Source organism: Lutibacter profundi (genome assembly GCF_001543325.1).
Lineage (GTDB): Bacteria > Bacteroidota > Bacteroidia > Flavobacteriales > Flavobacteriaceae > Lutibacter > Lutibacter profundi.
This window is the reverse complement of the sequence record NZ_CP013355.1, coordinates 1,309,954-1,325,097: the sequence shown is the minus strand read 5'-3', so window position 1 is coordinate 1,325,097 and position 15,144 is coordinate 1,309,954. Positions and strand designations below refer to the sequence as shown.

Annotated in this window: 11 protein-coding genes and 1 tRNA gene; 7 read left to right on the top strand and 5 right to left on the bottom strand. The window is 29.7% G+C overall.

From position 1 onward, the window contains the following. Positions 1 to 617: 617 nt before the first annotated feature. From Lupro_RS05890 to Lupro_RS05870, 5 genes are all read left to right on the top strand, one after another. Positions 618 to 2,204, top strand: a complete 1,587-nt coding sequence (locus Lupro_RS05890) for an aldehyde dehydrogenase (NADP(+)) (RefSeq protein WP_068207247.1) — start codon at positions 618 to 620, stop codon at positions 2,202 to 2,204. A 707-nt stretch (positions 2,205 to 2,911) separates the two neighbouring features. Then, positions 2,912 to 4,153 carry an NAD(P)/FAD-dependent oxidoreductase gene (locus Lupro_RS05885; RefSeq protein WP_068207244.1) on the top strand — a complete coding sequence of 414 codons (1,242 nt, stop codon included), beginning with the start codon at positions 2,912 to 2,914 and terminating at the stop codon, positions 4,151 to 4,153. Between the two features lie 38 nt (positions 4,154 to 4,191). Further along, entirely contained in the window at positions 4,192 to 5,508 is a 1,317-nt protein-coding gene (locus Lupro_RS05880; protein WP_068207241.1) for a S28 family serine protease, read from the top strand. 368 nt (positions 5,509 to 5,876) lie between these two features. Further along, entirely contained in the window at positions 5,877 to 8,117 is a 2,241-nt protein-coding gene (locus tag Lupro_RS05875) for a carboxypeptidase-like regulatory domain-containing protein (protein WP_068207238.1), read from the top strand. Between the two features lie 345 nt (positions 8,118 to 8,462). Then, complete coding sequence (locus Lupro_RS05870) at positions 8,463 to 9,044, top strand: PhnA domain-containing protein (RefSeq protein WP_068207235.1); 582 nt, start codon at positions 8,463 to 8,465, stop codon at positions 9,042 to 9,044. Between the two features lie 209 nt (positions 9,045 to 9,253). Here the strand turns inward: Lupro_RS05870 and Lupro_RS05865 are convergent, their stop codons facing one another. Further along, positions 9,254 to 10,642, bottom strand: coding sequence for a dipeptidase (locus Lupro_RS05865; protein WP_068207232.1), 1,389 nt, complete (start codon positions 10,640 to 10,642; stop codon positions 9,254 to 9,256). Positions 10,643 to 10,765: 123 nt separating this feature from the next. On the opposite strand from Lupro_RS05865, the gene Lupro_RS05860 reads away from it, so the two are divergent. After that, positions 10,766 to 10,847, top strand: a tRNA-Leu gene (locus Lupro_RS05860). Between the two features lie 116 nt (positions 10,848 to 10,963). On the opposite strand, the gene Lupro_RS05855 is transcribed toward Lupro_RS05860, so the two are convergent. Continuing rightward, positions 10,964 to 11,572, bottom strand: coding sequence for a hypothetical protein (locus tag Lupro_RS05855; protein ID WP_068207229.1), 609 nt, complete (start codon positions 11,570 to 11,572; stop codon positions 10,964 to 10,966). Between the two features lie 153 nt (positions 11,573 to 11,725). Between Lupro_RS05855 and Lupro_RS05850 the strand changes: the two genes are divergently transcribed. Continuing rightward, positions 11,726 to 12,424, top strand: coding sequence for an MORN repeat-containing protein (locus Lupro_RS05850; protein ID WP_068207227.1), 699 nt, complete (start codon positions 11,726 to 11,728; stop codon positions 12,422 to 12,424). Here the strand turns inward: Lupro_RS05850 and Lupro_RS05845 are convergent. The 3 genes from Lupro_RS05845 to Lupro_RS05835 form a co-directional block, all read right to left on the bottom strand. Then, entirely contained in the window at positions 12,421 to 12,873 is a 453-nt protein-coding gene (locus tag Lupro_RS05845; protein WP_068207224.1) for an acyl-CoA thioesterase, read from the bottom strand. The two genes, Lupro_RS05850 and Lupro_RS05845, sit on opposite strands and share 4 nt — an antisense overlap. Positions 12,874 to 13,033: 160 nt before the next feature. After that, positions 13,034 to 13,612 (bottom strand): hypothetical protein, encoded by a 579-nt coding sequence (locus Lupro_RS05840; RefSeq protein WP_068207220.1) that lies wholly within the window; start codon positions 13,610 to 13,612, stop codon positions 13,034 to 13,036. 102 nt (positions 13,613 to 13,714) lie between these two features. Further along, a complete protein-coding gene (locus Lupro_RS05835; protein WP_068207217.1) occupies positions 13,715 to 15,130 on the bottom strand; it encodes an agmatine deiminase family protein in 1,416 nt (471 codons plus the stop codon). Positions 15,131 to 15,144: the final 14 nt, after the last annotated feature.

Genomic DNA, 15,144 nt, shown 5'->3' with positions numbered 1-15,144 from the left:
AAAAAGAGTAGGTAGTACCACCTTACTAGTTCTGATTTATAATACTCCAATGGGCTATGGTATTTAAGATACACTGGATACATTTGAAGTATTGACTGCCTGTATGTTGTTGCAGTTAAAGAATTTATACTAGATATTTTTACTGTTACGAGAATGAAGTTTTGTTTTGAAAATTGTTTCAAAACTTCATGTGGTGTGTATATGTTGGCTTTAGAAAGCTTATTTGTTGATGGCTGGGCAGCAAGATTGTTATGAGTATCTCTAGTTGAAGTGGAACCATTTGTAAATTATAAAAGCAACTAAAACAACGAGAGCTACCGCAATTTATAATTGGCTTTTGCCCTTGTTAAAACTAGATATAAATACTAAATTAGTACAAAATTATAAAGTTAGCAGAATTAACAACAAGAATTGGATACGAAGAGGTTAGAGAGTTAATATTATAATTAATTGGAGAGGAGTGCAATAATATTTTGGCAATTATAATGAAAAGGAATTACTACCTCAACAACGTTTCCAAATTACAAGAATTTATAAGAATTAATTCGAGTGTAATCAGAAGCGTTTACACTATTAATTTCGGAATAATTAAAATTAATAATTAAAAAATGACCTAAATGATTACAGGAAAGAATTACATAGGAAATGTTTTATCTTCAATAGGAAATGTAACATTTAAAACATTTAATCCACAAACAAATGCCGAAAATGAAATAATTTATTCAGAAGCTTCTACAATTGAAATTGAAAAAGCAGTAGAATTAGCCACCAAAGCTTTCAAAATTTTTAGAACAACTTCAGGTACTAAAAAAAGTGAATTTTTAAATGAAATAGCAACTGAAATTGAAGCATTAGGTGATGAACTAATACAAACATATTGTTCAGAAACAGGATTGCCAGAAGGAAGAGCAATTGGTGAGCGAGGAAGAACTCTTTTTCAATTACGCGCTTTCGCAAATTTAGTAAAAGAAGGTTCTTGGGTTGAAGCAACTATTGATACAGCTCAACCAAACAGGCTCCCAATTCCAAAGGTTGATATTCGTAAAATGGATGTTCCATTAGGCCCAATCGTAGTTTTTGGAGCAAGTAATTTTCCATTAGCATATTCAACCGCTGGAGGTGATACTGCTGCCGCATTTGCTGCAGGTTGTCCTGTAGTTGTAAAATCACATCCAATGCATGCCGGTACAGGAGAATTAGTAGCATCTGCAATTATTAAAGCTGCTGAAAAAACAGCAATGCCAAATGGAGTGTTTTCTAATTTAAACAGTAGTGGAATTGAAATAGGAGAGATATTAGTTAAGCACCCACAGATAAAAGCAGTTGGATTTACAGGTAGCATTAATGGTGGTAGGGCATTGTATGATATGGCAGCAAAACGGAAAGAGCCAATTCCTGTTTTTGCTGAGATGGGCAGTATAAACCCTGTTATAATTTTACCAAATGCAATTAAAAATGAAGGAAAAAAATGGGCTAAAATTTATGCAAATTCTATAACGCTTGGTTCAGGGCAATTTTGCACAAATCCAGGGCTAATTTTAGGGGTAAAAGGAGATAGCTTGTCTAATTTCATAAAAACATTATCTAAAGAAATTGTAAAAATAGAACCTTCATGTATGTTGCATCCAAATATTATTGGAGCTTATGAAAGTAACAAAGCAAAAATGATAGCACAACATGGATTACAAACTACAGCAACAATAAATAATGAGGTGTCAAAAAATTTTGGTAGGCAGATAATTACAACAGTTGAAGGAGCAACTTTTTTGACAAATACCACATTACATCAAGAAGTATTTGGCCCATTTTCAATGGTTGTTCAATGTGAAAATATACAACAACTAGAAGTAATAATTTCAAAATTGGAAGGACAGTTAACAGGAACCATTTTATCTGAAAATAATGAAATTAAAAATTATCCAGCTATTGTAAGTGAACTTCAAAATAGAGTGGGGCGTATTATTTTTAATGGAGTTCCAACAGGAGTTGAAGTTTGCCCTTCAATGGTGCATGGAGGTCCTTACCCTGCCTCAACAGATAGTAGATTTACAGCAGTTGGTATTCATTCAATTAAACGTTGGGTTCGTCCTTTTAGTTTTCAGAGTTGGCCAAATGAATTACTTCCAAATGAGCTAAAAAATGAAAACCCTTTGGGAATTTTACGTTTGGTAGATGGTAAATTAACTAAAGATAGTATATCCTAAAAAGGAGTAGAAACATTTTTTCATGCATAGATGCATATACTTGTTGATTTAAGAATTTCTAAAATACTATGGAAAGTAAAAATGGAAGCATCTGCTAGATTAATTGAGGTTGAATATTAGCAAACAAAAGATAAAGTAGATTGGATAAAATTATCAAATGCAGCATTGTTTTTAACTAAAAAAAAATAACTATTATGACCCTGAATTAGGAGAAATTACTTTTGGTGTAGCTTATGGTGGAAATTATTATGCAATAATTGATTCTCAAGAAAATTTTGGTCGAGTTCATAATTTTACAGCAACTAAATTAATTTAGTATCCTCAAATTATTAGAAACAATATTAAAAAAATAATAGGTGTTTTTACATCTTATGTGGACTGAAAATCTTTTTAATTCATCTTCATCTAGAGGAAATGCCGTTTTTTAAGGAGAAAAAGTAATGGTTTAATCTGTCCGTAGTAGAGGAACTTTTACACATATTGTACAATTGTATTTTTATAGTAATTTAAAGGTAAGTGAAGAATATATTCATGAAAGTTTTATTGGTTCAAAGTTTATTGGTAAAATTGTAAAAAAATAGAGTTGAACGGTATACAATGTATTATTCCAACAGTTCAAGGTTGGGGCAAAAATATATAGATTTAATACTATTATTATTGATGATAATGATAATTCGTATGCACATGGATTTTAAGTATTGTAAATTATGAGTAAAAAGGTTGTAATTATTGGTGGTGGAATTATAGGATTAAATTCTGCTTACTATTTGTTAAAAGAAGGCCATGAAGTTTCAGTTATTGACCAATTTGATATAACATCAGGTGCTTCATTTGTAAACGCGGGATATATTTCACCTAGTCATGTAACCCCTTTGGCAGCGCCTGGAATGGTTGCCTCTGGAATAAAAATGATGTTTAACCAAGCAAGTCCATTTTATTTAAAACCTCGTTTTGATTTAGATTTATTTAGATGGGCTTGGAATTTTAATAAATTTGCTACAGCAAAACACGTAAAATCTTCAGCTCCAGTGATAAAAGATTTTACAATTTTAAGTAGAGATCTCTTTCAGGAAATAAAAGATAGTGGCATATTTGATTTTCAATTTGAAAGAAAAGGATTGTTAATGAGTTACCAAACTTCAAAATTTGAAGATAAAGAAGCTCGTTTAGCTGATTTAGCCAAAAAACAAGGGCTTGATGTAAAGCACATTAGCAAGCGCGAATTGAAAGAGATGGAACCGGAAATGAAAGCGGAGGGAGCTTTTTATTATTTAGATGATGCACATACAACACCAGATGATTTTATGAAAAAAATGCATTATTACCTTAAATCAAAAGGTGTTCGGTTTTATTTAAACGAAAAAGTGATAGATTTTGAAATAAATAGCCAAAAAATAACACATTTAATTACAGATAAGCAACAACTTGATTTTGATGAACTTGTTGTAGCTTCAGGCTCGTGGAGTTCTATTGTTGCCAAAAAACTAGGGGTTAAACTTTTAGTACAAGCAGGAAAAGGTTACCGTATTAATCTCTACAGAAAAACAGGGATTAATTATCCTGCGATATTATCAGAACTCAATACTGCCGTTTCACCTATGGATGGGTTCACCCGTTTTGGAGGAACCATGGAAATTGCAGGAATAAATACCAAAATTAATAAAATAAGGGTAGAACAAATAGCTAAAAATGCTACTGTATTTTACCCGAATATTAAAATTTCAGAAGAAGAAATAAAAGATGCAGATTATGGTTTCCGACCTGTATCACCTGATGGTTTACCTTTTATAGGAAAAGTAAAATCATTAAAAAATGTGAATTTTGCAACTGGTCATGCAATGATGGGCTGGAGTCAAGGCCAAGCAACAGGTAAATTAATTTCAGAAATTATTTCAGATAAAAAAACATCTTTAAATTTAGAACCTTTTTCATTGGAAAGATTTAATTAAAGATTGTTTTACAAATTATTTTATGTTAATAAAGAACTATGAAGTTTTATAAAACTCTTATCCTATTTTTTGTTGTAAGTTTTTTGGTTGTTGGCTGTAGAGTTGTAAAACTTGAACCTATTGAAATATTAACTTTTCAACAAAAATTAGAAAATCTTTTTCCAAATGCTGAAATTACTAAAATAGAAGCGAAAGATCACTTCACAAAAGCATTTCAACTAATTATAAATGAGCCATTGGATCATAATGATATAAGTGTAGGAACGTTTAAACATTATGTGTATTTGTCACATGTTGATATTCAAAAACCAACTGTTTTAGTTACAGAAGGTTATAGTGCATACCCAAGAACATATGAATTAAGTAAAATACTTAAAGGAAATCAGGTACAGGTAGAATATCGTTTTTATGGTAAATCTCGTCCAGATTCAATTCCTTGGAAGTATTTAAAAAATGACCAAGCAGTTGAAGATTACCATCAATTGGTAACAAAACTAAAGACACTGTATAAAAGTAAATGGATTTCAACAGGAATTAGCAAAGGAGGCGAAACAGTTCTAATTTATAAATTTAAATACCCCTATGATGTGGCCGTAGCTGTACCTTATGTGACACCTTTAATAAACGGACAAGAAGATATTAGAACTCAGGAACATATAAATAAAATTGGTAGTGATGAGTGTAGAAATAAAATTACTCAATTTCAACGATTAATTTTAAAAAATAGAGACTCTGTGTTGAATGAAATTTTAAAATATGCAACAGAAAATAAGATGAGTTTTACCAAGGTTTCACCTGAAGAAGCCTTAGAGTATGCAGTACTAGAATTTCCATTTTCTTTTTGGCAATGGGGTGGGAAATGTGATGAAATTACAGTTGAAAATGCTTCAGCAAAAGAACAATTTAATTACTTAAATAAAATTGTAGGAATAGACTTTTATAATGATAAAACATATTACGATTTATTACCTTCATATTATCAGCATTTAACAGAATTAGGTTTTTATGGTTTTGATATAACACCAGTAAAAGATTTAATTAAAGAGGTTTATGAACCTACAAATTTACGTTTTGCACCTAAAAATGTTGATTTAGATTTTAATTCAACTTATATAAAAAAAGTTCGTGATTATGTAGAAAATCAGGGAAATAAAATTTTATATATCTATGGAGAGTACGATACTTGGGGAGCTTGCGCGCCTAATCCAAAACCTCATGTTAATTTTCTTAAAATGGTATTAAAAGGAGGGTCTCATAAAACTAGAATTAAAGATTTTTCAACTAAAGACAAACAATTAATTTATGATAAATTACAAAATTGGTTAGGCTATAGTGTTACTATTTATCCTTTGTAAGAATCCAACTATAAAATGAACTATTTAACAAAATCAATTTTTGTAAAATAATATCCAGTAAATTTCTTTAACCTTTTTACAAAAGCTATTCATATTTTTCACGGTATTATTTTTGAAGCGCTTATATTTTTAATTTAATAATGCCTATTTTTAACCCGTTGTGCATTTTGATAAAAACCGTCAATTCAAGTGAATTTTACCACAGGAGTTCGTGAATTAGTATAGCGAATAGAACTTTTATATGGTTCTCAATACTATTTTTCTCCATTTTATTACGAAAAATCACTTGAACAGACGAACATTAGTTTATTTAAACTCGAAATTTACAATTACTTTATTTTTAGTACTTTAATTAAATATAAAAAGCTATGAAAAAAATAATTACCGTTTTTTTATCTTATGTTTTAACAATAACCTTATTACAAGCGCATAATATAAATGCAACACTACCAGTACAAAAAATTACTATTTATTGGGACTCTTCTTTGTCTATGCAAGGTAAAGATGTAGCAAAAGAATTAAATTTTTTAACTAATTATTTTAAGAATGTTCCAAATGCAAAAGTTGAATTAATAGTGTTTAGTAACAGTATTGATTTGCAAAAATATTTCACCATTGAAAACGCTAATTGGTCACAACTAAAAGAAACTTTGTTAAAAATAAATTATGATGGAGTAGCATATTTTGATGTGTTGTTAGAACATAAAAAATCTGATATTGTATTCTTATTTACTGATGGTATTGAAACTTTAGATAGACTTACTCTTAATACTAATACGGTAACGCACATTATTAATAGTAGTGAAAAAGCAAATTTTAGAGTATTAATAAAACAAAGCCACTTGACAAAAGGGAAGTACATAAATTTGAGGAAAATTGATGTTAAAAAAGCGTTGTCAATGTTAAACATTAAAGATGTTAAAAAAGTAGAATTAACAATTAATAGCACACATAAAGAGCCAGAAAATGCATTTACAAAAGAAGTTAGCACTGATGAAGTAAGCGGAATAGTTTATAGCTCAGATGGAGCGCTAGTTGGAGCTACTATTGTAGTTAATGGGAACTCAGCAGGTGCTATAACAAACGAAAAAGGTGAATTTAAGATAAATGCAAAACAAGGTGATATTTTAACAATTAGTTACTTAGGGAAGCTCACTAAAGAAATTGTAGTTGGAGAATCTCCGCTTATTGAAATTTTATTGTCAAATGATGAGAACGAGTTAGAAGAGGTTGTTGTGAAAGGAGCTAGAAAAGAAGAAACTATAGATGTAGGCTATGGAAAAACAGCAAAGAAAAAACTAGGTTATGCAGTACAATCTATAGGTGGTGACGATTTGCCAGAAGGAAGAGATGACAATATTTCTATTCATGGAAAGTTTTCAGGAGTAAGACATTACGGACAAAATGATGATATAAGTCAAATGGTATTTAGAGCAAATTCTATTTTGTTAAATGTTTTTCCTCTTATAATAATTGATGGTACTCCTGTACGTAGATCAAGTTCAGTAGGTAGAGGAACAGAATTAACTAATTTTATTAACCCCAATAATATAGATAAAATAACAATATTAAAGGGATTGGCTGCAACTAATAGATGGGGAAGTGAAGGAAGTAATGGTGTTATTTTAATTAGCACAAAATCTTCTTTGGCAGGAAAAAAATCTAAAAATTCAGAAAATACAGCTTTGGTAAAAAATAATGATTTTACTGAAAATTTATCTTTGATTAGCACCACTGTTAATGAAAAATATATTGAAGAATTAAAAGAATTTCAAACGTTAAATGAAGTTTATGCCCATTATTTAAAACAACGTATAAATTATTTAAATAACCCTTTGTATTTTGTAAATATTTCAGATTTTATATTGCAATATGGCAACAAGGAATTAGCATCTAAAATACTTTTAAATTGTTTAGAAATTAATGTAGATAATATAGAGGTTTTAAGGTTAATAGCTTATAAATATGAACAACAACAAGATTTTTTCTTAGCCAAACAAATTTTTGAAAAGATAGCGAAGTTAAAACCTAGAGATGCGCAAGCGTATAGAGATTTAGCTCTTATTTATCAAGAAACAGGCTATAATCAGAAAGCATTGGATATTTATAAAAAAATTCAAAATAATGGTTATTTGGGAGTTGATTTTTCTGGGATTCAAAAAGTTGTTACAAATGAAATGAGAGGATTGCTTTTAAAACATAAAAAAGAATTAGATATAAGTGGTGTTTTAGATAATTATTTAAAGGAAATGGATTATGATGCTCGTATTGTTTTTGAATACAATGATAATGAAGCTGAATTTGAATTACAATTTGTAAATCCACAAAAAAAGTTTTTTTCATGGTCACATACTAAACTAGCAAATGAAATACGATTGTATGAAGAGAAAACACAAGGTTTTAATACCGAAGAATTTTTGTTAATTGATGCTGCAAAGGGTGAATGGCAAATTAATATTGAAAGTAAAGTACAACAAAGTAAAGCCCCTGTTATTTTAAAATATACCGTATATAAAAATTATGGAAAAACGAATGAAACGAAAGAGACAAAATTATTAATTTTAGATAATATTAAAGAGAAACAACTACTAGGGAAAATAATTATTTAAGATTTTCAAAATTAAATTTAATACTAGTGCCATTTTTTAGAGGAGCATTTTTTTATTCATCATTTTTTTATGGCTTTTTTAAAAAAGATATCTGTTTGGAATTGTCTGTTTTTTTTTGCTGCTCTTTTCGCTATCTAAATTTTTATAGCATTTTCAATTTTTTAAAGTTCATAATTGCGTTAGGGATAGCAGTGAAAAACCCACAGCAATAGCGAGGATTTGTAACGAATAGCCCGACTTCTTTTTTTGTTATCAAAAAAAAAGTAACGCCCAAAAAACAAGTACTAAAGGGTAATTTGCAAAATTGTTTTTAAAGTGTACTTTTACAATCTTAAAATCAAAAAAATGAGTGTGAATGAAACATTAGAAAAACGAAGTGGTGGATGTTGTGAATTATGTGGAAGTACTAAAAAATTAGGAGTTTACAAAGTGCCTCCAGCTCCAAAGGGAACGGTTGATGACAGTATTTTTGCATGTGAAATGTGTATTGATCAACTTGAGAACCCTGAGAGTGTTGATGCAAATCACTGGCGCTGTTTAAACGACAGTATGTGGAGTGAAGTTACTGCTGTTCAGGTGGTTGCTTGGAGAATGCTATCCCGTTTAAGAGCAGAAGGTTGGCCGCAAGATTTGTTGGATATGTTGTATTTGGATAAAGAAAATTTAGAATGGGCTAAAGCAACAGGAGAAGGAGCAGAGGAAGATGAAAATAAAATTGTACACAGAGATGTTAATGGTGTTGTTTTACAATCAGGAGATTCTGTTGTGCTTATTAAAGATTTAAAAGTAAAAGGATCTAGCCTAATTGCCAAGCAGGGAACTGCAGTGAGGAGAATTACATTGGACAGAGATAATGCTGAGTATATTGAAGGTAAAGTTGGACCTACTCAAATTGTGATTGTAACTAAATACGTGAAGAAAATATAAGTTTTAAAGTATAAAGTTAAAGAGGCTGTCTGAAAAGTGTCATTCTGAATGTAAATGAAGAATCTCCTTGAAATTAAACACTTATATATCAAGATGTTGAGATTTTTCACTTTGTTCAAAATGACAAGTATAATTGCTTTTCAGACAGCCTCTTTTTGGTGTGTAATAAATGGATCTTGTAATTTATTGGCTATGCTCTAAATAAAAATTTACTTACTCATTTCTGTAAAGTACTTAAAAAATAGCGGAATTGTTTCAATTCCTTTTAAGTAATTAAAAATGCCAAAATGCTCGTTTGGAGAGTGGATAGCATCACTATCTAAACCAAATCCCATTAAAATAGTTTTACTTTTTAATTCTTTTTCAAATAAGGCTACAATAGGAATACTACCGCCAGATCGTTGAGGTATTGGTGTAATACCAAAGGTTTTTTCATAAGCTTTGCTTGCGGCTTTATAGCCAATATTGTTGATTGGAGTTACATAACCTTGTCCACCATGATGAGGTGTAACTTTAATTTTAACTGCTTTTGGAGCAATATTTATGAAATGGTTTGTGAATAACTCAGTAATTTCTTTCCAATCTTGGTTTGGAACCAAGCGCATAGAAATTTTGGCATGTGCTTTACTTGCAATAACCGTTTTTGCACCTTCACCAGTATATCCACCCCAAATTCCATTAACATCTAAGGTTGGTCGAATTGAATTTCGTTCGTTGGTAGTGTAACCAGTTTCTCCATAAACTTCATCAATATCAAGTGCTTTTTTATACGCCTCTAACGAGAAGGGAGCTTTTGCCATTTCGGCTCTTTCCTCAGTTGATAATTCTTCAACTTTATCATAAAATCCGGGAATGGTAATGTGGTTATTTTCATCGTGTAATGAAGCAATCATTTTTGTTAAAATATTGATTGGGTTTGCAACAGCTCCTCCATATAGCCCAGAATGTAAATCTCTATTTGGGCCTGTTACTTCAACTTCAACATAGCTTAAGCCTCTTAAACCAGTAGTTATAGATGGTTGTGTATTTGAAATCATACCAGTGTCAGAAATTAAAATTACATCATTAGCCAATTTTTCTTGATTACGCTCTACAAACCAAGCTAAACTTGTTGAGCCTATTTCTTCTTCACCTTCAATCATAAATTTCACATTACAAGGCAAATTATTATTGTTAACCATGTACTCTAATGCTTTTACATGCATATACATTTGACCTTTATCATCACAAGAGCCACGTGCAAAAATTGCACCATCAGGATGTATTTCAGTTTTTTTAATAACGGGTTCAAAAGGAGGAGAATCCCAAAGTTCAATTGGATCAGCAGGTTGAACATCATAATGCCCATAAACAAGAACGGTAGGTAAGTTATTGTCAATTATTTTTTCTCCGTATACAATAGGATAACCAGGGGTTTCACAAATTTCAACGGTATCACATCCAGCTGTTAAAAGTGCTTTTTTTACTGCATCTGCCGTATTTAATACATCTTGACTGTAGGCTGAATCAGCACTTATTGATGGTATTTTTAACAATTCAATAAGTTCATTAATAAACCGATCTTTGTGCTGAGTAACGTATGCTTTTATATTTTCCATTAAATTTTAATTTTAGTTAACCAAAATTAAGCAATTTTATTTGGATTTGAATCAATGAAAAAATATTTAATAACTGCTTTGCAATTTTAAAGTATTGTGTATATTTGCACCCACAATAATTAAGCGGGCGTGGTGGAATTGGTAGACACGCTAGACTTAGGATCTAGTGCCGCAAGGTGTGAGAGTTCGAGTCTCTCCGCCCGCACAAAGCTCTTCAGAAATGAGGAGCTTTTTTTGTTGAAAAAACCTAGTTACACAAAAAAAGCTTCTCTAGTTGAGAAACTTTTTTTGGAATAGATAGTTTAATAATTATACAATGAATTAGTAACGTCTTCCATTCATACTTTGTCTTTGTCTGTTTCTTTGTCCATTTCTTTGTATTTGCTGTCTGTTTTGTGCACTTTGCATGCTTTGTTGAGTATTTTTAGGTTTTAACTCTTTAAGTTTTCCTTGTTGATACTTTAGCCACTTCTTAAATTGTTTTTCAGAGAGTTCCTTTTTTAGTGTGGTATTTAAAATGCTTTTTTGTGTAATAACTTTATCTCTTATAGGAGCTAACATTTCATTTGCTTTCATTCTAGCCTCTGTCATAATAGTAAAATCACGGCTTAATTTGGCTTCATTTCTTTTTTTTGTTAAAAAGGATTTTACATTGTTAAATATTTCGTAGTTAAATGTTTTTAGCTCGTTTATTTTATTGTTATGAGTTGTGATTGCCTTTGAAACAATATTTTTGATAGGCGTTTCTTTAATTTTTAACTTTTTTATCACTTCATCAAAATCATAAGATATAATTCCAGCCATATTTTTAGGATTTATTTTCTGTGGCATTGCTTTCTGTGAAGAATTCCCATGATTTCCTCTTTGTTGTGAAAAAAGAGTAGTACTAAAAAATAGAATAAAAATAAGTATGGAGATAAGTGATTTCATATAAATTAAAATGTAGGATAAAATTAAGAACTAAAATTTAAAGGTAATAATTATTATTATAGATTAACATTAATTTAACTAAGAATAGTTAGGTGTTCGTAAAATAATTAGGTTTTATTTTCTACTTTTAAAGTAGAATTAAACATGAAAAGTATGAAAAATAAAATTGCATTATTAATTTTTATCTTTTTTGGTGGTATTTTTATATTATTTGCTCAAAAAAAATCAGATTGTAAAGTCTTAAAAAAGGGAATTCAAGAACAATATTTAGGTAAATGTAAAAAAGGTTTAGCTCATGGTAAAGGTGTTGCTAAAGGAATTAATACATACAAGGGCTCTTTTAAAAAAGGACTTCCCAATGGTAAGGGTGTATTAACATTTGCTTCTGGAAATTATTATGAAGGACAATTTAAAAATGGATTAATGAATGGAAAGGGAAAATTAGTATTTAAGGTAAATGGTAGTGATTCAATTAGAATTGGTATTTGGAAAAATGACAGATATATTGGTAAGGCTAAAATACCAGATTATAGTGTGAAATGGAATAGAGGTGTAGATCGTTATACTTTTAGAAAGGTACAGGAAAGTGATAGTTTTGTAACGAATAAAGTAAAAATTAAGTTTATGCAAAATGGGAGTTATAATACAAGTATTTCAAATATTAGATTAGACAGTACGAATGGCAATAGAATAGAAACACCTAATTATGTTGGCTATGAAAATATTACGTACCCATTTGAGTGTAAATTAAATTACACTACTTCAAATAAGTTAAAAACAATGACATTTGATGTTATTTTCGCATTTATAATTAATACACCAGGAGAGTGGGAACTTATTTTAAATAATTAAAGGTTCTTTTTTCTTAATTCAATTTTTTTAAAATTGCTTGTCTTAGGTAAGTTCTCAAAAATTGTAACAAATTTTTGAGGAGGAGCAGTTAGTTTGCGTTTTACTAAATCTATCCAAGCTCCATACACCTTTATTTCCGCAGAGAGTTCTCCTTTTTCGTTGAATATTTGATGGTTAAAACGCCAACGTTCAATACCATTAGAAACACCTTCTAATTCCATTTTAACAGTAATATTTTCGCCGATGTGAATTTCTTTAAAAAAAGAGGTTTCTTCTTTAAATAAAATAGGGCCAATATTTAATTTTGCAAACTCTGTTATTGAAAGGCCATGCGCTTGAAAAAAACGCACTCTAACTTCAGCAGCATAATCATTGTAAGCCGTGTGACGCATATGCCTGTTTGGGTCAAAATCTGACCATTTTGTATTGAAAGTAATTTCGAAATTCAAATTTATTTTTTTAGGACTGCTAAATTACATGAATTTAAGTAAAAAGGAAGCTTTCTAAAAATGAAATTTCATTGAACTAAAAAAAGTGGGGACGAATAATATGACTTATTTTTAAAAGGATGGAATATTATTATTTATTTTTAATCTCTATGTAGCTTATTTAATTCACTTTAAATCCTAAAGGAATATACGGCTGCCCAAAATTTGGCACAGGTCCTCCTGATCCATAAAAATCAGAACTTAAAAATTCAACATTTCCTTGTGTTATTGGATATGGAACGTTTGTAAAATCTGATTTTCTTAATATTCTACCAACTGTTTCGTTAAGTGAGGTGCTGTTAGCTATTGTTCGCATCACTTTAATTATATCTCCTGAACTTACAGCAACAGGAGTAATGCTTTGGTAATCTAGTTGTGCTTGTGAAAAAGAATGTGTACCAGAGTAGGATGCATTTGTAGTTTCATTAATTATTTCAATAATATAATTACCCGTCCAAGTGCTTGGGTTTTGATAACCAACACTACAAATTTCACCATCTGCATTTATTTTTATTCGGTATTGGTGTGTTTTTAAATCCATAAATTCTGGTAAGTCATCATAGCCATTTGTTGCAGAAAAAGCATCTGTTATTAATGTGTTTACGTAGTTGTCATCACACACATTGTTTGTTGGGTCGTTATCATTATCGCAACTAACAAATAAAACTGTTGTTAAAATAATAAGTAAAATTGTTTTCATTTCTAATTGTTTTTAAAATCAATATTCAACCTTATATACATAATGTAGTATTTTTGTTACCCTTGTTTATCTAAAAATATTTTCTGTAACCAAAAACATGCATTATTCAACAGTAAACCTATAGGAATATTTTGGAGCAACCATTGGTTTTTGAATTGTTTTACCGTTATTATTTTGAACTTGTATATAGTAACTAATAGTTATGCCACTATTTGCAGTAGGAATAATAGCTTCAAAAATATCATTTTTAACATTTTTCATTTGAAGAGATTTATACGGCATAGTTTGACTAGTTTTCCAAAATAAGATTGCTTTTTTTATGCCGCTTGGTGATTTTGAGACAATACTAATTGGAAATCCGTTTAAATTATTTTTTACAATGTCTTGATACCATTTGTGTTTTATATAAATAGGATTGTTTGCATAAATTTCATGTGTTAAACAATGTATTGCACCCGAAAATTGTCCGTACAGTCTACAATTTACACCAACTATTTTATAGCCAGGCATCACTTTTTTATATGTATTTATTGCTAACGAATCAAAAGGTTCTATACTATATTGAGGTACTAAAACAGTTTTGTTTAAAATTAAAGAGTTTGTATAAGTCGCTTTTGAAGTGTGTAAAACAGTTTCTGTTTTTTTATCATAGGTTGTTGGTGCATTTTGGATAGGGATGAGTTTCAGTTCTCTACCAAAAGCAGATTTTAAATATTGAGATATTGAAATGGCTGCTTGGTCTATATAATATTGATGATCATAATATTCATCTATTGATATGTCATAATTATTATTAGGGATATAAGATATAATAGCAGTTTCTTCGTTAATTAGTTTTAAAAAATAATCTACATGAACAAAAGGAACAAGTACATTTAACGTTTTCTGTATGCCAAAATATTGATAAAAGTAATCATATTTCAACTTTAAACTAGTTGGTAAATCTTCTGTGATATCTGTTGCAGCGATATTAAATGTTCCGTGTCCATCTGTTAAAAAATTACCGCCATCTGTATAATAATCGTTATTGTTTTCTGGAGTTATAATAGCACTAGGATAGTTAAATTGTTCTGCTATAAAATTGCCTGTATAATCTTCAAAAAAATTATACAAATAACCTTTTTCAACATCGTTTTTATAAACAAAATTCATACCATGGTCTCTTGTCCAAGGATAAGAACCTGAGATAGTATCTTTCGAAATAATATGCACAAAAGGTGAGCTAATATTTTTATTTTTAAAAATGGAATCTAAATCCATTTGATGAGAATACTTGCTATTTTCAGTTGGTTTTATAATATAAAAATTTATTTTCTCTTCAATACATGCTTTTGCTGTTTTTATAAAAGGATCTAAAGCTTTATCCCAACTTTCGTTTGGTTTTTTAAAGTAGCGAAATTCCATAATAACACTGCTTATTTCTTCCCATTCTGCGGGATGTCTTGGGTTTGAAATTTGACCATAACAAACCCAAGAAGTGAATAAAATAAGTAGTGTAATACTTAATTTTAATTTCATAAAAATATTATTTA